The organism is uncultured Methanobrevibacter sp., from assembly GCF_900314615.1.
Taxonomy (GTDB): Archaea; Methanobacteriota; Methanobacteria; order Methanobacteriales; family Methanobacteriaceae; genus Methanocatella.
Genome location: NZ_OMWA01000007.1, coordinates 49,085 through 66,345, shown reverse-complemented (window position 1 = coordinate 66,345; position 17,261 = coordinate 49,085). Strand labels below are relative to the sequence as shown.

The 17,261-nt window shown below is 32.6% G+C and carries 21 protein-coding genes; 10 read left to right on the top strand and 11 right to left on the bottom strand.

The genetic code is table 11. The features are described from left to right. Positions 1 to 912: helix-turn-helix domain-containing protein (locus QZN33_RS03580; protein ID WP_296789580.1), on the bottom strand; the 912-nt coding region annotated here is incomplete at its 3' end. Between the two features lie 257 nt (positions 913 to 1,169). Here QZN33_RS03580 and QZN33_RS03575 point away from each other — a divergent pair. From QZN33_RS03575 to QZN33_RS03555, 5 genes are all read left to right on the top strand, one after another. Continuing rightward, on the top strand, positions 1,170 to 1,367 hold the full coding sequence (locus QZN33_RS03575) for a hypothetical protein (protein ID WP_296789579.1): 198 nt from the start codon (positions 1,170 to 1,172) through the stop codon (positions 1,365 to 1,367). A 142-nt stretch (positions 1,368 to 1,509) separates the two neighbouring features. Next, complete coding sequence (locus tag QZN33_RS03570) at positions 1,510 to 1,758, top strand: hypothetical protein (RefSeq protein ID WP_296789578.1); 249 nt, start codon at positions 1,510 to 1,512, stop codon at positions 1,756 to 1,758. Between the two features lie 13 nt (positions 1,759 to 1,771). Further along, positions 1,772 to 2,584 (top strand): hypothetical protein, encoded by an 813-nt coding sequence (locus QZN33_RS03565; protein WP_295614301.1) that lies wholly within the window; start codon positions 1,772 to 1,774, stop codon positions 2,582 to 2,584. Next, positions 2,574 to 3,983, top strand: a complete 1,410-nt coding sequence (locus tag QZN33_RS03560) for a phage terminase large subunit (RefSeq protein ID WP_295614303.1) — start codon at positions 2,574 to 2,576, stop codon at positions 3,981 to 3,983. Before QZN33_RS03565 ends, QZN33_RS03560 begins: the two co-directional genes overlap by 11 nt. Before the next feature lie 50 nt (positions 3,984 to 4,033). Then, entirely contained in the window at positions 4,034 to 4,870 is an 837-nt protein-coding gene (locus QZN33_RS03555; protein ID WP_295614305.1) for a hypothetical protein, read from the top strand. Positions 4,871 to 4,880: 10 nt separating this feature from the next. Here QZN33_RS03555 and QZN33_RS03550 read toward each other — a convergent pair whose 3' ends face one another. From QZN33_RS03550 to QZN33_RS03515, 8 genes are all read right to left on the bottom strand, one after another. Next, a complete protein-coding gene (locus QZN33_RS03550; protein ID WP_296789577.1) occupies positions 4,881 to 5,312 on the bottom strand; it encodes a hypothetical protein in 432 nt (143 codons plus the stop codon). 275 nt (positions 5,313 to 5,587) lie between these two features. Next, positions 5,588 to 7,603: a hypothetical protein gene (locus tag QZN33_RS03545; protein WP_296789576.1), complete on the bottom strand. Its 2,016-nt coding sequence runs from the start codon at positions 7,601 to 7,603 to the stop codon at positions 5,588 to 5,590. 10 nt (positions 7,604 to 7,613) lie between these two features. Next, positions 7,614 to 8,114 (bottom strand): hypothetical protein, encoded by a 501-nt coding sequence (locus tag QZN33_RS03540; RefSeq protein ID WP_296789575.1) that lies wholly within the window; start codon positions 8,112 to 8,114, stop codon positions 7,614 to 7,616. A gap of 32 nt (positions 8,115 to 8,146) precedes the next feature. After that, positions 8,147 to 8,710 (bottom strand): hypothetical protein, encoded by a 564-nt coding sequence (locus QZN33_RS03535; RefSeq protein ID WP_295591559.1) that lies wholly within the window; start codon positions 8,708 to 8,710, stop codon positions 8,147 to 8,149. Positions 8,711 to 8,744: 34 nt separating this feature from the next. After that, a complete protein-coding gene (locus QZN33_RS03530; protein ID WP_295114578.1) occupies positions 8,745 to 8,879 on the bottom strand; it encodes a hypothetical protein in 135 nt (44 codons plus the stop codon). Beyond that, positions 8,876 to 9,097 (bottom strand): hypothetical protein, encoded by a 222-nt coding sequence (locus QZN33_RS03525; RefSeq protein WP_295114580.1) that lies wholly within the window; start codon positions 9,095 to 9,097, stop codon positions 8,876 to 8,878. Before QZN33_RS03525 ends, QZN33_RS03530 begins: the two co-directional genes overlap by 4 nt. Next, on the bottom strand, positions 9,078 to 9,419 hold the full coding sequence (locus tag QZN33_RS03520) for a hypothetical protein (protein ID WP_295114582.1): 342 nt from the start codon (positions 9,417 to 9,419) through the stop codon (positions 9,078 to 9,080). The genes QZN33_RS03525 and QZN33_RS03520 overlap by 20 nt, the downstream gene beginning before the upstream one ends. A 150-nt stretch (positions 9,420 to 9,569) precedes the next feature. After that, a complete protein-coding gene (locus QZN33_RS03515; protein ID WP_295114584.1) occupies positions 9,570 to 9,728 on the bottom strand; it encodes a hypothetical protein in 159 nt (52 codons plus the stop codon). A 934-nt stretch (positions 9,729 to 10,662) separates the two neighbouring features. Between QZN33_RS03515 and QZN33_RS03510 the strand changes: the two genes are divergently transcribed. The 3 genes from QZN33_RS03510 to QZN33_RS03500 all read left to right on the top strand — a co-directional run bounded on the left by QZN33_RS03510 (position 10,663) and on the right by QZN33_RS03500 (position 14,059). Further along, positions 10,663 to 11,157: a hypothetical protein gene (locus QZN33_RS03510; RefSeq protein WP_296789574.1), complete on the top strand. Its 495-nt coding sequence runs from the start codon at positions 10,663 to 10,665 to the stop codon at positions 11,155 to 11,157. Between the two features lie 266 nt (positions 11,158 to 11,423). Further along, the gene (locus QZN33_RS03505; RefSeq protein WP_296789573.1) at positions 11,424 to 13,136 is read left to right on the top strand and encodes a DUF262 domain-containing protein; all 1,713 of its coding nucleotides are present in this window, start codon (positions 11,424 to 11,426) and stop codon (positions 13,134 to 13,136) included. Between the two features lie 215 nt (positions 13,137 to 13,351). Further along, complete coding sequence (locus QZN33_RS03500) at positions 13,352 to 14,059, top strand: hypothetical protein (RefSeq protein ID WP_296789572.1); 708 nt, start codon at positions 13,352 to 13,354, stop codon at positions 14,057 to 14,059. A gap of 226 nt (positions 14,060 to 14,285) precedes the next feature. Here the strand turns inward: QZN33_RS03500 and QZN33_RS03495 are convergent, their stop codons facing one another. After that, positions 14,286 to 15,419, bottom strand: a complete 1,134-nt coding sequence (locus QZN33_RS03495) for a site-specific integrase (RefSeq protein ID WP_296789571.1) — start codon at positions 15,417 to 15,419, stop codon at positions 14,286 to 14,288. A gap of 106 nt (positions 15,420 to 15,525) precedes the next feature. Between QZN33_RS03495 and QZN33_RS03490 the strand changes: the two genes are divergently transcribed. Beyond that, a complete protein-coding gene (locus QZN33_RS03490; protein WP_296789570.1) occupies positions 15,526 to 15,876 on the top strand; it encodes a carboxymuconolactone decarboxylase family protein in 351 nt (116 codons plus the stop codon). Positions 15,877 to 15,900: 24 nt separating this feature from the next. Here the strand turns inward: QZN33_RS03490 and QZN33_RS03485 are convergent, their stop codons facing one another. Further along, a complete protein-coding gene (locus QZN33_RS03485; RefSeq protein WP_296789569.1) occupies positions 15,901 to 16,833 on the bottom strand; it encodes a CPBP family intramembrane glutamic endopeptidase in 933 nt (310 codons plus the stop codon). Positions 16,834 to 16,961: 128 nt separating this feature from the next. On the opposite strand from QZN33_RS03485, the gene QZN33_RS03480 reads away from it, so the two are divergent. Then, positions 16,962 to 17,240 carry a 4Fe-4S dicluster domain-containing protein gene (locus QZN33_RS03480; RefSeq protein WP_296789567.1) on the top strand — a complete coding sequence of 93 codons (279 nt, stop codon included), beginning with the start codon at positions 16,962 to 16,964 and terminating at the stop codon, positions 17,238 to 17,240. Positions 17,241 to 17,261 lie beyond the last annotated feature (21 nt).

Genomic DNA, 17,261 nt, shown 5'->3' with positions numbered 1-17,261 from the left:
TTTATTACATTCTTCAATATTAGTTAAACTAACAAAGAAAACAACAGGGCATATAATATCTAATTCTTTGTATAACTGGAGAATTTCTTTACAAAAAGTTATACAATCTTTTTCATAAGTATCTAAGTACATTTTTTCATTTGTGTATGGCATTGTGTAACATCTTTCGAAAGTTCCATTTCGGAAAAATTCTAAATTCTCTTCATTATTATTATGGTATAATCCCTCAAAATTGTATTTGTAATCACGTCCAATGATTCTACCATTTAATTCATTTTTTGCTTTTTCTAAATTGATGTTATTGTTTGAATATGCATTTAATGGAACTGCATGGAAAATAACTTTATAGTGGTTTCGATTTTCAGATTCAAGTTTTGCTATTCTATTGTCTCTAAAATTATTAATCTTTTCAATTAAACTATTATTTAAATCAAACATTCTTTTCAACTCTTCATATTCCATGGGGTCTGTACGACCATCTCTCCTTAGATAAAAAATCCTCTTTTGATTATCTATAACACAATGTGGAGGATTCCAACTTTTAGGAACCTTAATAAGAATAAGTAATTTGTCATCAGCTGAAGTAATCATATTTATTTCTATATTTAAATGAGGCTCGATTCTTCCATAAATCCAATCTTGAATTTGTAGTTTTTTATCATCCCAACTTTTTCCATTAAGTGATACTCCTGTAATTTCATGTGCTTCCCCACTTTTTTCTTTTAAACCATATATAAACAATCCTCCATCAGCATTTGCAAATCCACAAACGGTTTTTAGAATCTTGTCTTCTTCTCCGTTGGACTTTTGTTGTTTGAATTCTAAAAATCTGCTTTCAATTTGTTTTTCAGAGATTAGATTGCCTATATCTTCAATGTTAATGTCGTTGATATTTTTAGTATAAATTAGCATGTTAGTTCCTCCTTAGTTTTTCTGGTGTTTTGTATAATTCTTATTTGATGGTTATCTTTTTTAGGTACTTTTATATTCCATTTACTTTATGTTATCAATATATTGTCAATTGCATATATATTGTTTGTATTTATATGAACTAATAGTTTTCAAACAGTCCAAAGTATGTTCTAATTTAAATAGATGTATGATGATAATTTTATATAATTGAAATAATAAAATATTATATTAATTATTATATACAGGTTGTAATAGCTATGGCCAATATAAATAATACTTCATCCTATATGGATGAGGACAAAAAGCAAATTATCAAAGAGTCCAACTATACCTTTAGGGATGCTCTTGAAGTTTCATCTTATCTCATTGAAGCAGGAAAGTTTGAAAGGTTTTATAAGGAAATGCAAATCCATGACCTTCAAAAGGAACTTGCTGAAATGGGTGATGAAGAATAGCTTCAATAATAAATCTCTCGTATATAACTCTTCAAAAGAAAACTGTTTTTCATTTGTGAAAGTAATATTTATTATTACTTTTATATCTTTTTTTATATAAATTACATAATATTATTATATATAAAAATACATAATACATATTATGATTACCGAAAAAACCAACATCAGCGCAAGAGTTGAAATAACACTCAAAAAAATAGTAGAAGAATCTAGTTTTACACACAAGGATGCATACGAACTTGGAGCAATGCTAATAGCTATTGGCGATGCACAGGAAACATTAACACTAATACACAACAATCCCAATTATGAAAGAATTATGAAACAAAGGGAATACCAGTTAATTGAAGCTAGAAAACAGGAACTTGAAAGAGAATTAAGAGATTTATAGGAGAACCATCACTATGGGTCGTGGAAATTCAGATATCATATATTTTTTAGAACAGCATGAAAGGGAAATAATAAACTGTTGCAAAAAGGGAATGAGCAACAATGAAGTCATAGAGCTATTGAAAACAAAATATGATCGTGATGTTGCAGAAATTACCTATAGGAAATTCAAAGCAGGATTAAATCTGACAAAAAGTGATTTCCTGGAAACATTGCTGGATGAGATTCAAGTAATGAAAACTGCAGGAGCAACAGATGCAAATGTCAGAAGATGGCTGGAAGAGGAACATGAAATTGAAGTAAGCAGATCAACATTTTCAAGATTCAAAAAGAAATATCATCTTACAGATGAAGAGAAAGATCCAAGAGCAAGAGATAAAGAATCATTAACCAACAGGGCAATAACTCAGGGCCAAATAATAGATAATGAAGTTCACACAGACAATATTGACTTAGCTATTGATACTATACTTCAGCAGCAGGTCACAGACATCAAAACTGGCCTTAACAATCTTGACAAGATAACTAAAAATGCGGTTGATATTGAAATAGACTTTGCAAAGCTCGACCAGGAAGTAAGATACAACGCCAATGAAAAAAGTTTAGCTAGATATCTTCTTGATTTAACAGAATTAAAAATCCGTTACTTAGAATTATCCGTTAAAGCATTTGAAGCTAAAAACAGATTATTTAAAGATGAGATGGATAGATTATTTAAAAATCGTGTTCTTGAATTGGAAGATAAGAAAATTGAAATCTCACAAAAAGATATAATGAATGAAATAGAAATCCTCGCAAAGCAAATAGATGATAACAATGTACAATGAAAAAGGTGAATTCTATTTAGATGCTCGAGATAAAGCTATTCTTCAGAAGTGTGTATATGAGAATCCATATATTCCATTCTCTCCATTTCCAAAACAGGCTGAAATGATATTGGCAACTGAAAAGGAAGTACTGATTGGTGGAGCTGCAGGTGGAAGTAAATCCACCAGTCTGTTAATGAGAGCTTTGTTTTATGTTCAGGATGATGCCAATGAATACCATGCGTTAATCTTGAGAAGAACATTATCTGACCTGAAGCGTAAAGGTGCATTGATTCACAAAGCTAGTCAATGGCTTAACAGAAAGGAAATTCAAAGAGACCCATCTATTAGGCCAAAGTGGGATGGAACAGAACATTCATGGACATTCCCAAACGACAATTCATTAACATTTGGATATCTAAGAAACATTAACGACTTGGATACTTATCAAGGTTCTGAATATCAATTCATTGGTATTGATGAGCTGACACAACTTGAAAGATTCAAATATATTTATATGAGGTCAAGGGTAAGGAAAACTAAAGACAATAAACTCCCAACACAGTTAATGTGCTCTAGTAATCCTGGTAAGCGTGGAAACAAATGGGTGCGTGAAAGATTCATAGAAAAAATAGACACTGACATTCAGGATAAATCACAAATCAGATTCATTAGCTCCAGTTATTTGGATAATATTTATTTGGATAGAAAAGACTATGAAGAATATCTTATGGGATTGGATCGAGTAACAAGAGAACAGTTAATGAATGGTAACTGGTATGCTTCAGTTAAAGGTCAGCTATTCGATGAATCAGACTTCCATTTGATTTCTCATGATGAATACATGAAGATTCCAATAATTAAGATTATCCGATATTGGGATCTTGCAGCTACTGAAGTATTGACTGATGATAAATTGAAAGGTAGTGATCCAGATTATACTGCAGGAGTTCTACTAGCTAAAGATCTATCTGGAAATATTTACATCCTGGACTCATATGAATTTCAACTTGAGTCAAGAAACTTAATCAATGAAATACTGAATACTGCTGCACGTGACAAGTCAGATGTACAGTACATAGAACTCGATGGAAGCACAGGTAAAAACTTCGGATTATTAATAATTGATGAGTTAAACAGAAGAGGGTTCACTACAGGTGCTGGTAACTCAAGAGAAAACAAAATTGATAGGGCAAGAAGAGTTTCAGCCGATATTCAGAAGAATGGAATTTTCCTAGTTGGGAGGGATAGAACAGGGTTTACGAAAAAATGGGCCATGGAATTTTTAGAAAAAATTACAGCTTATCCCAATGAAGCTATTCATGATGACTGTGTGGTGGCATTTACAGGGGGTTATGAAAAAATAGTTGGAGAAAAACAATCACAAAGAGTTAATGTGGATAAATGGTATTCTACATAATGTTATAGAATATAATAAATCATATAATTTATAAAGTTCAATGGTTATTTATGAGTGATGATTATTATTTAAATGTTCTTCATGACGAAAACAATTTTAAACTCATCAGAAAACTTTCTGTTGATGAATATGATAAGTTTAATAAGGCTTCTGTTTTTATGCAAAAGTTAAATGTTAAATTATACTTTTTTAGAATGGTTGATTATAGCTATATTGAATTAAAAAATTTTGAAAAAGCATATAATGATAACATAAATTATTATCCCCTATCTGTAAATATTAATGAAATCATTTTTAATTTTTTTAAACTACTTAACGATTACCTATCATCCGTTACTTTGTTTTTAAACCAATATGAGGTTAATGTGAAAAGAGATTATGAAAAAAAATTAGTTGATGAATTCAATGAATTGCGAAATAACTTACATTATGAACATTTATCTTATAGGATAATTTATGAATTACAAAATGAAGTACGTCACTCTAAAATTCCCGATTTCACAATAAAAGCTACTAGAAGTGGTTTTTTAAAACCTCTTGAAGCTAAATTTTATATTAAAAAAGATTATTTAAATATTAGAAAATTAAAAAATGATGCTGAATTTCAAGAATCGGATGACTTAATTGATATTTATAAACACATGGAGAATATGAATTCTTATCTGTTAGAATTAGCAGGTAAAATATTAAAATATGAACTAGACCTTCATTTAGACTATTATGAATTTCTAAAAAGTTTAATAAATGAAGTTGATATTGAAGGTGAAGTTTGTGTAATGAAATATAATGAATTTAGTGAAGTAAAAATACAACCAAGCATTACATTTATTGATAAAAGGTTTATTGAATTGATAGATAAAATTAAAATGTATAAAGATGTACTTTAAACTAAGTACATCATTTAATGTAATTATTATATTGTTCGGGTATATTAGCTCGTTTTTTTAATATTTTTAAGATATTGTTTTCTCTAATTCTTAATTCATGAATTATTGTTTCTGTGTCAGTTATCTCTTTAGATATGACATTAAAATTTAATCCCACCTGCACATCTTCTGGTTTTAATATTGATTCTCCTCTTGCATTCTTTTTTGGCACTCTTTTTAATCTTCTGTCAATAGCTACTATTTCAGTATATCTTCCCCGTTGAATTTCAGATAGTATTCTGAAGTAGTCTCTTTTTCTTTGATTTAGGCTTTCTAATATTTTCAACTCATATGATATTTGTTGATTTAATTGTTTGAGTTTTTGATTTAATGGTATCCAGAATTCACAGGTGTTTTTGTTTTTACATATTTCATGATTCGGATAACAATCACATCTAAACATTTTTATCAGCTCGTTATTCTAAAGTAACTTAGTAACCTAGTAACTTATCAAAATATAGTAACTTTGTAACTTTGTAACCTAACAATCCCAACTACTTTTCACTACCATATGCCCCTCACCTGGAGGGTCAAGTTACTTCAAAATATGAAAAAATAAAATGAATTCAAATAGCTTTAATCTAAAAATTAAGAGCTGATAATCCTTGGAATTTTTTCACTGAAGTAACTTGGGGTCTCAGGTTACATTTTTTTGCAAAAGTTACATCACAAGTTACATTATTGATTGGCCTCCTTTTCACTTAAATTAGGATATAGGAAATTTAAAAACTTATCAAACCTAACAACCATGACCTTTGTGGATTCTGGTATTCTGACAGTTTTATATTCCCAACCCAGCAATTCAGCAATGCTCTTTATGTTATAGCATACTTCATTTGCATTTTCCAATGCTTTCCTAAGGCCGCTTGTAAAGCAGACATAGTCAAGACCATCCCTTCCATGATGCAGCACCATATAAGGTATCAGACGTTCATTGATAATGTTAAAGACACGTTCGTAAAAGTCGTTTGAGTCCTTAACTGAATCTGTGAAATAGTCATGATATTTAATTGGATATCCGTCTTCAGATGAATATACTTTAATGCTTTTGTTGTGTTTGTTAATCTCTTCAATGAAAAACATTCTTAAATATTCTATTTCTTCTTCATCCAAGCCTTCAGGTGTTACTGATTCAGTAAATGTCAATAGCCATTCTGGACATTCACGACCACAGGTAGTGTATGCTCTTAATATTAATTCATTGCTTAGTTCCTGCCAAGGTAATCTTAACAGTTCTATATCCTCATTTATCTCGTTTACTACAAAGTCTGCAAGATACTTCAAATGATGAAACAGGCAATCTTTAGGAGAGTCCATTTGGAAATGTGCCATGAATTCCTTTTTTTCATCATCTGTTTTTTTCTCACTGTGAGTATACATTAGCTGAACAAATCTTCTTGTCAACCCTTCGACATTAGGCAACGGACTGTTGGATGTGAAAGACAAAGTAGATAATGCAAGAATAATAGCTAAATTCCTTCCTTCGTATCTGCGTCTTGCATTTGTCCTTTCCACACAGGTTTTCAATGTTTCTGTGCAGCTTTTGCAATTGAACACACCAACAGGTTCATTGATGATCTTTCCAAAAGTGGATTTGGATATTTGAGCACCAATTCTTGGAACTGTATCAAATTCAGATCCTCCAATATCGGTTTCACTGTCCGGTTCACCGTAAAAATATGTTCCAATACGGGCAAGGGTTGTCTTACCACTTCCGCCCTTTCCGAAATGAAACATATAAGGAATTAGGTTCTCTAATGGTAATCCCATCTGTTTTTTGGCAAATCCGAAAGGAACTATCATTGCATGCTTTAGTGTTGTTGCCAGTTTTCCTTCCTGACCTATGAAGTAATTTCTTAAATCTTCAATCAAATCCAATGCCATATTCATTTTGTTAATGTCAGTGTCATTCAATTCAAATTCAACTATTGTCAGGCTTTTGGTTTCGTTGTTATAGTAGAAACCTGGTGTTTCTATATCTGTTTTCATGATTGCCAAATCGTTTTCAATAGCTATTTGAATTATGCCTGGAAGCACTTCCTTTAATTGGTAACGTGAGAGAACATAACCATGTTCCACTAAGTATTGTTCCATTTCAACAATGTTCATGTCTTTAGTGTGGAAATGTCCTCCTTCTATTGTCTTCCATTCAATGCTGAATGTTCTTCCTGCTTCACTTATAGGATTGTCATGTATTGTAATCTTTAGTGGATAGCAAAGCAATACTCTTGTATAATCAGCCACTTCATTTCCTTTTTTCCATTCGATAGTTTGTGTAGTGACTTCATTTTTTCTGTAGTCCATAACGATATATTTGTTGGAGCCAGTTTGGAGTTTGTAAATCTTGTTGGTATCATATGGTATGATTGCCCTATTCAATTCACGCCCTACCAATATACTGGTCTTTTTGTCATAGTTATCTGATATGAATCTCTCAATGCCTTTTATCCCACTATTTGGATTTTCCTCACCCAAATAAATGTCCTCGAAGAGTTTGATGATTTCATCCAATGTTTTCTCATGAGAAGGAAGGTGGTTGTATAATTCTCTAAGAATCGTTTCAACCACGTCTGGGTCTGTACCCTGCAAATAGAAAGCACTGATAATGTTTTTAAAGTATGTAAACTCATAATCAGGTTTATAAACATTACCAATAGCTTTTTTGATTTGTATAGCTGAACTTCCTTCACTCATTTCAATTACCTTATACCTGAACGTCCCTCACAATGAAACTGTAGAATGTGTAGGTTCCGGATCTTTCCTTTACTTGGATTGTCATCCCAGATAATCTGTTTACGAACTCACGGTATTCGGAAAGATCAACATTTCTGAGAATATTGGATTTACCAACTGAACCTGCATTTTCCAATTCAAGAATGCTGGTTAAGAAATCAAATAACACGCTTCCTTTTCTGACGTTTTTGTGAATGTCTCCATCATTTTTAAGATTGACATTGATTTCAACATATAACTGGTCAGCATCCTGGAAGATGTATAATTTGAATCTGTTAACTGTTTTTTCTTCACCATCATCATCGAAAGTGAATGATGAAACTGAAGCCATTTCAGGCCTGCCGGTGATTAATGTTCCATCTTCAAAATCTTTCAATTCGGCTTTTTCATATCCTTCCGGAATTTCCACAATTTCTTCGTAATCTAGTTCTGTACCTGTAAATATTGTTTGTTTAGTATTTTCAAAACTCATTTTATTTGTCTCCTAAAAAATATTAAAGAGGATTAGCTATTGTCCTCTTTTAGAAATTTTGACTGGTTTGGCGCTATCACTTTTTCAGCTGTCATTTCCTCAGCGCTGACTTCTCCGGCTCCTATCAGTTCTGCAATAGCTCTGTTGGTTGCACGTGTTTTTGCAGTGGACATGATAGTGTGGTCTGAGACTTTGTCTTTTCCTTTTTCAGAACGTGAGCATAATGCGTCTGATTCAACGCTACGGCCATTAGGCAGTGTTGCCCTTACGCAGTAGTAGGCTTCACGCACTCTTCCCATTTTGGTTCTTTCCAATGATCTGTCAACTATGGTAGTGTCAACGTTGAATGCTCTTGAGAGCTTTTGCCATGCTGATTTCTTTTTGAAGTGTCTTTTCACTTTAACATAGTTTCCGTCTTCATCTTTTTCCTTAACAATTATTTCTTGATAGTCTGTTTCGTTTAATAATCCTTTACATAGTTTTTGATAAGCGTCCCACTGTTCAATAGCTACATCGACATCCGGAACGTTGTCTGCAGCTATTAATCCTGTTTCTTCAGGAACTTGTGGGTTTTCTATAAGTTCTGCCTTTACCATTTTATCACCTTCATGTTGATTGGAGGAATTCATTTTAGATTCCTCCGGTGCTGGTTGCTATACCAATCCAGCCAATTATTACAGCAAATATTATGCTCCCAATAAAGATTACTTTGGGATTCAAGTTCATCGGTTCCTCTTTAGGATATAATCTTGCCGGTTTGGTCATTGAAATAACCCCCTTTTGATGCTGATATCAATAATCCAATTCAGGTTGATTATTGTATGCCTTCCGCTTTTTCTGCGTATGAGCACTGTTTTATCGTCGAGGAATTTGAGTTCATCGGATTTGGTCAGTGAATAATAACAGTCTTCATCAATGGATGCAAATTCAATGAATAATCCGTCAGTAAGATTTTCCTGCATCTCAAGAAGTGTTTGTTCCATATTTGCCCTCCGGTTTGTTTTTCCTGAATCCGACAATGAATGCTTCTCCTCTTATGAATTTGATTAAGCCAATATCACCTTCAGTTGCATAGTGAATCAGTCCTAACAGCTTGGAGTGTATTAGTGTTTGGTATGCTTTTTCGCCACCATCCACCAATACGATACCGTCATCGTCAATGTAGAGGATTTCCTGTTCCACATCACCTTTGGCAACTTTGATCTCGCCATTGTGGGTGAGGATGCCATGGTAGTTGTCTTCGAACTGGTTAGGTAATGCGTATTGGTCTGCATCATGTTTTTCAAACGGTGAATAGCTGCTCATGTCTATTCACCTATTTGATCAATTTTATCAAACATTTCCCACATTTTGTCCCATAGCTCTTTGGGGACTGTAACGTATTGTACGCCATCAATTTCTTGTTCAAACATATTTTTTGACCTCTCTTGTGTTTTAAATATTTTTTATTCGTGTTTAGTCCAGTTTCATTATCTTGATTCTGTATGAATCGAAGAATTCCTTTTCATTGCGGATGTTTTCAGTTTCCTGAATTTCAGCAATTGCTTCTTCAAGTGCCATGAAGTTATTGAAAATTATTACTTCATTGGGCCGGGGTTTGATTACTTCACACATTATTTGGTGCCTCCTGTTTTCCCATTATGGGAGTGCATGATCAACAGTCTAAAACACATTGAGGCCAGAAGTCTTTGAAAAATAAAAATAGCATTCGAGTAAAATTAATTTTCCATCTCTTAACGAATATTTAGAATAAAATAAGTTTGCCATTGTTAATGTGGCAATATTTATATATTCCTTAAAATATACTAGATATTGGGTTAAGTTTTGAAAAGTATTAATTTTTAACAAAGTTTCGCGGCTCTGTTTAACTATTCTTATTTTTCTCTTACTGACCCCATAGGATTATATTAAAAAATAATATTTAGCTCGTTATTCATAATATAATCCTTTTTTTATAATCTGTTTTTTCTCATTACTTTTTTTGATATTTTACCTCCATAGATCACTGTTTAGGCCTCACCAAGAAAAAGTTGTACGAGCATGTAAAATTGCTCTGACTTCGTAATAATGGTGTGGGCCAATTACTTTGTTTGTAATTATATCTATTTAAACATTTGCATTCTATTTTTTGCGATTCGATATTAATCTGTTCAGTTTTTTTGAAATTTATTGTGTCCTTAAGCCTTGTGTTTTCACAAATTTTGCTAAACATTTCAACAGACTATTTCGACAAAAAAATCAGATTGTATAAAATTCAAATTGGAATGAAGCCTAACACTTGCCAGTGAAACGAAGTCATAATCAAAATACATATCAGGGCACTGTTTTCAGAGCATAACTATTGTCAAAAGTATTTATTCGAATATAATCAGATTATCATTTAAGTACAGTGTAAACTGCTGGTAGTTCAATGATATCAATTAATTTAAATGCCAATACGGCCATTTTGTTGAAGCGATTACTTTTCAAATGCTCTCACTTTCAGCTTAAATAATCCGTCACATAAAACAATTAATCACTATTAATGAAAAAGTGAGGTATAAAAAAGATGATCCGCAAAAGCAATAAAAACCTGCTGAATTGGATTTACGAATATATAATTGATTTTACAGATGAAAAAGATGTTTCCGGATTGACTTGGACAAGCACACATGATGAGGCTTTGAAATTCCTACATTCCATCCCTCAAAAAGAAAGGGTTCAAAGATACGGATTTTATTCAAGCCATTCCATCTTCTTCCTGGTGGATTCGCTTGATGAAATAATAGAGGTTTTAAAAAACGGATTTATTTCACAGCGGACATGCAACATAATCTATAACTGGAATCTGGAAGTCGGACGTGAAAACTGGGATATGATAGATATTAAGGCAATGTCTCTTCAGGAAGGCATGGAATGGAATAGTACCAAACAGACATATGTTTCCAATCCCTTGAATCGGTTGGAAGAGCTGGGCCTTGTCGAATGCATCAACCCTGAAGTAAAACGAGGAAAACTGTACAGATTAACTGAAAAGGGCGAGGAAATATTTGGAGACATATAATCTGGTTTTTATACGAAGTGATTGATTCAGAATTTAATTATTCTGGATCAAATAACATTAACGGTCATGTTAGCTATTCAAAACTTGCTTTTGAAAACTCGTGCATATATATCGGGGTTTAAAATCAGATTTGATATTCGAAAAGGCCTCCGTTAATGTTAATGTCAATGCATTAAAATAAAAGAAAAAACTGAACTATTATTATATTCACAACAACATCAATTATAATATGAAAGATGCCAATTAAATATTGATGGAGGATTATTATGGCATATGCAAAAAAATGTATTAAAGATATATTGGAAGACATAAGGCGTGGAGATATATACCTTCCAGCCATTCAGAGAAAATATGTATGGAAAGATTCTCAGATTACAAAATTATTGGACTCAATTATGTTAGGATACCCAATTGGTACATTTTTGTTTTGGAAAGTAAAAAAAGCAGTTATAAATGAGAAAGAATATTCTTTGTATGAATTTATCAAAGATTATCATGAACGGGACAGGAATAAAAATGACCCTGCGCCACTACCATTTTCAGAACCTGGTGATGAAACTATGTGGGCCGTTCTGGATGGACAACAGAGACTTGCATCATTATATATTGCTCTTAAGGGAACCATGAGTAGAAAATTACCTAGAAAACGATGGAATAATGATGATGCTTTTCCAGAAAAAGAATTGTATTTTGATTTAACTAGTGAAAAAATCGATGATGAGGATATCACTTATAAATTTAAGTTTTTGACTACCGAAGAAGCTGAGAATAATAATGATGGCAAGATTTGGTATAAAGTAAAAAATATTCTTCAATATTCAACTGAAGATTTGACAGAAGTTATATTCAAAAGTGACTTTGCACAAAATGAAGTGGCAAGGAAAAATTTTGCTTTACTACATACAAGATTAGTTCGTGATGATATCATCAATTATTTTGAAGTTGAAGGAGATTCAATTGATAAGGTCTTGGATATTTTCGTAAGAGTAAATTCAGGGGGAACTGTACTGTCAAAAAGTGATTTGCTCTTTTCAACTATTGTTTCACATTGGGATGATGCAAGAGATGAGATCGATAAGTTACTTTCCACAATTAACCAAAAGGGAAAAGGATTCAGCTTTTCTAATGATTTTATAATGCGTACATGCCTTTATCTTTTAGATATGCCTGTGACATTAAAAGTAGAAACATTCAAAAAGGATAGTGTCATGAAAATTAAAGATAACTGGGATGCAATTAGTAAATCTATCAAAGACACAGTAGACTTGCTAAATGAATTCGGATTTAATTCAGAAAACATGATTTCATATGTTGCTGTTTCACCCATAGTTTATTATATATTTAAAGGTGGTGATTTTAAATCAAGCAGTAATAAAATGGAGTTAAGAAAATATATAGTCATCGCACAGTTAAAACAGATTTTTGGTGCAGCATCTAATTCTGCATTGACAAGTATTAGAAGGGCATTAAAAGAAGTACCAACCGATTCATTCAGCATGTCCAACCTTAATAACATTAGATTTACTGGTGATAGAACTCTACGATACACTGAAGATGAGATTGACTCCATGTTTGAAACATATGAGATTGGTTCGTATACATTTATGATATTGTCTCTTCTGTATCCTAATTTGAACTATGATGAAATTGTATTCCATCAAGATCATATGCATCCACATGCTAGTTTTGAAGAGGAGAATATCAAGGACTTAATACTTAAAGATGGCAATGTGATTGATGATAGTGTGAAAGAAGATTGGCGTAGACGTAGAAACACATTGGCAAACTTGCAATTGTTAGAAGGAACAAAAAATGAATCTAAAAACGCAACATCTCTTGCGGATTGGCTTGAGGAATATGGAGAAGAGAATGTGAAATATCTTCCAAGAGGCATATCATATGATCTCTCTAATTTCGAAGAGTTTATGGAGAAAAGACAGGAATTAATGAGCAATGAGTTAAAAAAGATATTGTTGTAAAGATAACGATTGGATGTAACATTAACAATCAACATAGCTATTCAAAACTCACTTTCTGAAACCCTTGCATATATATCGGGGTTTAAAATCAGATTCAAATTCCAATATCGTGGTCGTTAATGTTAAAGTTCATCCATATAATTCAAATAAAATTCTTACATTTAATTTAATTAACATTACCATCAATATTATAACAAGAATCATTTGGTGGTAATATGAGTGATGCATATCCAATTAAGGGATTAATAAAATCAGCAGAAAAATTTCACTGTATAAGAAATGAAGATAAATATGCAAGATATCGTTCATGGGAACATTGTAATAAGGTTTTTAATGAAAAGCATGAAAAAAGAAAAAATGGTTCTGAATTAAGCGAAGATGAATATGATTACTTAGCACTTCATCTTTCTTTTTACTTAGCAAGTTGGGGCATGTATAGAGGTTCAACACTGTTGTTATATACAGATTATAAAATTCATATCCCTATAGTTGAAGAATTAATGAAAGAAAAATATGATAAACTTTGGAATATAACATATGATAACTTGAATAATGAAAAAGATAATATTAGTGGTCTCATAGTTAAAATTAAAGAAGAGTTATATGGTAATAGAGTTGAGGAAGTTAAAAGAGTTTACAAGAAAAATAAAAGTATTAGTGATACTTTAGCAACAAAAATTTTACTTGGAACATTAGCATGCATACCTGCATATGATACTTATTTTACTGATGTTGTTACAGCATATGGAATTGCTGAAAAAAAGCCAAACATTGAGTCTATAGAAGCACTAGCCAAATTTTATGAAGATAATGAAGATGAATTAAATAAGTTATTAAGAGAATTTGAAAAAGATGGTGTTAGATATCCTCAAATGAAAATATTAGATATGATGTTCTTCCAGTATGGTATGGATAATTTCTAAATAACATTAACATCGGCCATTAGCTATTCAAAACTTACTTTCCGAAACCATTGCATATATATCCCAGTGTAAAATCTAAATCCAAATCCGAAACGGCGACCGTTAATGTCAAATCCAGTTCATCAAATTAAAAGAAAAATATTAGCTATTGATTATATCAGGGTTGGCATCAAGTATTAGGAATGTTTGGCAATGGCATCCAACAGGGTCAAATGCCATCACAATATTATTTTCCAATCTGTGCTTTAAGGAGTTCAAAATCCTTTTTCATCGATCGGATATCTGCCACTTCTCGCTTAAGGACCTCTAGTTCAGTTTCCAATTTCTTTTTATCATTTTCCAGTTGCATGAACTCAGGAGACTTGATTGATAGCTTTTCAACATCCATATTGATTGTTACGGCAGGCAAATGCCTGATGTATTCATATTTCAACTCTTCAGGATTGGTCATGAAATAAACGGAATCAGTTACGTTTTTAGCCTTTCCCTGCAAATCGTTGACCTTGTCTATGCTCATGCCGTCGTTGTATAATGCGCTTGCATGGAATTTCCTCAGCATGTGGCTTCTGAATCTAGCATATTTTCCAACATTTCCAAGATTCAATGTATCGTTTATTTTTTGAAATGATCTTCCAAGATGTGTTGGGCTTACATCGAATAGGGGGCTGTCATTTTTAACTGAATCTGTGCGTGTTAAAATATATGCATTGATTGCATTTACTGCTTCTGGACTGCAATATGTGATATAATATTTGTTTGTTTTTTTCCTTCGGAGATTGAAGGTAGGCACGACATCATCCTTTTCGTTCAAGAAATCAATTACCTCAAAAATGTCCATTCTGCGCCTAGGTATATATTCTGATACTGCATCTATGTAATCCTGTATGGTTAAACTCAATGCTTCTGCTCTGGCACAACCGCTTGAACATGAAAACAGTATTATGGCTTTCATCAATGGTGAAGATATTTTAAATGCTTCCCTTATCACTTCTTTGTCAGGCAAATCCTTATAGTAGATTGGCTGAGGTTTTCTCAAAGACTGTTGGGTAACTCTAGGCAATGATTGTATTTCAATGTCATAGAATTTGTAAAAGAATTTGATGCTCCAGATGTGTTTTTTCACAGTGCTTGCAGCATAATTCTGTAACAGGTGGGGTCTGAATTCAATCAGTTTAGCTCTTAAACGGCAATTTTTCCATCTTACATTGTTCTTTTCATCTTCTTCAGCTTCCATCAGAAGTTCCTCAAGTGACATGTCGAAATATTCACAGTACTTCCGAAGTGAAAGGTTATAGTTGTTCTGTGTCTGTTTTGAATGATTGCAACTTAAACACATATTCTTAATGAGCTCGTTATTCATGCTATCACCTATGTATTTTATTTTTTAAATATTGTTAGAGAGAGCATTTGAAAAGTAATATTTTTCCGACAAAATCTATAAGTATGACAACTTTCATACTATCTTTATGAAAGGCGATGTATATTACGGCAAAGGTATAAGAGAGTTAAAAGACAGCCATCCGGACCTGTTTGATTTGGTATCCAACATTAATGAAACTGTCTGGGACGGTAAAGTATTGGATTATAAAACTCAAAAACTGATTGCCATTGGTATTACTGCTTCCCGTGCAGATCCAAGAGCTACCAAAAAACAAATCAGAAGCGCTATTGAAGTATTAGGTATTACTAAAGAAGAAATTGTTGACGTTTTAAGAGTTGTCCTTTTAACTTCAGGTATGCCTGCATTTTCCAAATCACTTCAGATTTTAAACAGCGTTACTGAAGCAATCGAAGAAGAAAGAGAAGATAAAGCTTGATAATCTTTTCTTTTTAAATTTTTTTTAGCCTATCAACTGATGTATTATTTCAATTAGGCAAAACACTATAAATAAAATCATCCCATAGTTTAAAAACATTGTTTTAATTGGATGTGTCAGTCCTATTTTTGTTTTAAGACCGTAGAATCTGTATTTATCATAGTTTGCAAGGCAAACCATCCCAATCACGAATGAAATTACTACAATTAAAATATAAATCAGCACTATCGCAAGGTCTGCGGGATAGACTGTTCCTGAAGTTATTGTCTCAACGCTTGTTGTGACAAACAGGCTTACAACAGATCCCATAAGATTTACAGCAATATGCAGTAAAATGGGATAGATGATGTTTCCGGTTTTAATGTAGACATATGCGAAAAATCCTCCGATGAAAAACGCATAGAAGAACTGATTGAGGTTTCCGTGGAAAAATCCGAATATCACTGCTGAGAGTATTATGCTGACTCGGGCACCATATTTGATTGTTCTGTCTACCAGAAGCTTTCTGAAGAAAAACTCTTCAAATACAGGTCCGATTATGCTGATTAGCAGGAGATTCAGCCAGATGTTTGTTGAGTTTATCATATCCTGAACAGGATTTGAAATGCTTGTCTGTGTTAGGCCTCCTAAAAGGATTGTAATGACCAGTCCGATAATGTTTCCGGCCCACATTAACGTAAGTGTTACAGCAAAGTATTTCAGAAATGTTTTGATGCTCAGTGAGTGCTTTTCAATGCTTTCACTTTCAATCCGTTTCATAAGATATATGATAATCGGCAACGGCAGCAGGTAGTTGCAGACTGCTGTAAATATTGTCAGGATGTTGTAATTGCTGAATATGTCAATATTTGCTAATGATGCCACATTCATCAGGACTACTTGCAGTATTATAGCCGAAATACCTAAAATCAGGTAATTAAATCCTATTTTTGAGAAAAATTTCTTGTTTTCACTCAAGTTTTCACCATATCTATTCTTTACATTTGCATCCTATTTAAACTTATTTTCTAAAATTTAGGTATTCCAAAATATTTATATAATATTGACAATATAATTAGGTATACCTAAAAATTGTGGAGTGTATTATGAGAGCAAGACATGGTGGAGGCCATTCAATTGGCCTTGAAATTGGTAAATTTGTTTTTTCAGAATTGTTGGCATCATCTTATAAATCCAGATGGAGAATAGGAAATGATATTCACAGATGCACATTATGCGGTAAATGCCAAATGCTCTGTCCGGTAAATGCTATAACAGTCAGCAGGCACAACAGGACTTGGACACTAAACAATAGGCGTTGCAGGCAATGTCTTGAGTGTATAGTCAAATGTCCGTCTCGTTCTTTAACTCAAGTGAGGTTATGATTTTTAAAGTATTTTTTCAGT

Excerpts from the sequence above, each read along its gene's own strand:
- QZN33_RS03545 (WP_296789576.1), bottom strand. The coding sequence starts at position 7,603 with ATGAGTGAAGGAAGTTCAGCTATACAAATCAAAAAAGCTATTGGTAAT.
- QZN33_RS03490 (WP_296789570.1), top strand. The coding sequence starts at position 15,526 with ATGAAAGGCGATGTATATTACGGCAAAGGTATAAGAGAGTTAAAAGAC.
- QZN33_RS03570 (WP_296789578.1), top strand. The coding sequence starts at position 1,510 with ATGATTACCGAAAAAACCAACATCAGCGCAAGAGTTGAAATAACACTC.
- QZN33_RS03500 (WP_296789572.1), top strand. The coding sequence starts at position 13,352 with ATGAGTGATGCATATCCAATTAAGGGATTAATAAAATCAGCAGAAAAA.
- QZN33_RS03510 (WP_296789574.1), top strand. The coding sequence starts at position 10,663 with ATGATCCGCAAAAGCAATAAAAACCTGCTGAATTGGATTTACGAATAT.
- QZN33_RS03520 (WP_295114582.1), bottom strand. The coding sequence starts at position 9,419 with ATGAGCAGCTATTCACCGTTTGAAAAACATGATGCAGACCAATACGCA.
- QZN33_RS03540 (WP_296789575.1), bottom strand. The coding sequence starts at position 8,114 with ATGAGTTTTGAAAATACTAAACAAACAATATTTACAGGTACAGAACTA.
- QZN33_RS03515 (WP_295114584.1), bottom strand. The coding sequence starts at position 9,728 with ATGTGTGAAGTAATCAAACCCCGGCCCAATGAAGTAATAATTTTCAAT.
- QZN33_RS03505 (WP_296789573.1), top strand. The coding sequence starts at position 11,424 with ATGGCATATGCAAAAAAATGTATTAAAGATATATTGGAAGACATAAGG.
- QZN33_RS03480 (WP_296789567.1), top strand. The coding sequence starts at position 16,962 with ATGAGAGCAAGACATGGTGGAGGCCATTCAATTGGCCTTGAAATTGGT.
- QZN33_RS03560 (WP_295614303.1), top strand. The coding sequence starts at position 2,574 with ATGTACAATGAAAAAGGTGAATTCTATTTAGATGCTCGAGATAAAGCT.
- QZN33_RS03565 (WP_295614301.1), top strand. The coding sequence starts at position 1,772 with ATGGGTCGTGGAAATTCAGATATCATATATTTTTTAGAACAGCATGAA.
- QZN33_RS03525 (WP_295114580.1), bottom strand. The coding sequence starts at position 9,097 with ATGGAACAAACACTTCTTGAGATGCAGGAAAATCTTACTGACGGATTA.
- QZN33_RS03550 (WP_296789577.1), bottom strand. The coding sequence starts at position 5,312 with ATGTTTAGATGTGATTGTTATCCGAATCATGAAATATGTAAAAACAAA.
- QZN33_RS03555 (WP_295614305.1), top strand. The coding sequence starts at position 4,034 with ATGAGTGATGATTATTATTTAAATGTTCTTCATGACGAAAACAATTTT.
- QZN33_RS03530 (WP_295114578.1), bottom strand. The coding sequence starts at position 8,879 with ATGACCAAACCGGCAAGATTATATCCTAAAGAGGAACCGATGAACTTG.
- QZN33_RS03535 (WP_295591559.1), bottom strand. The coding sequence starts at position 8,710 with ATGGTAAAGGCAGAACTTATAGAAAACCCACAAGTTCCTGAAGAAACA.
- QZN33_RS03575 (WP_296789579.1), top strand. The coding sequence starts at position 1,170 with ATGGCCAATATAAATAATACTTCATCCTATATGGATGAGGACAAAAAG.
- QZN33_RS03495 (WP_296789571.1), bottom strand. The coding sequence starts at position 15,419 with ATGAATAACGAGCTCATTAAGAATATGTGTTTAAGTTGCAATCATTCA.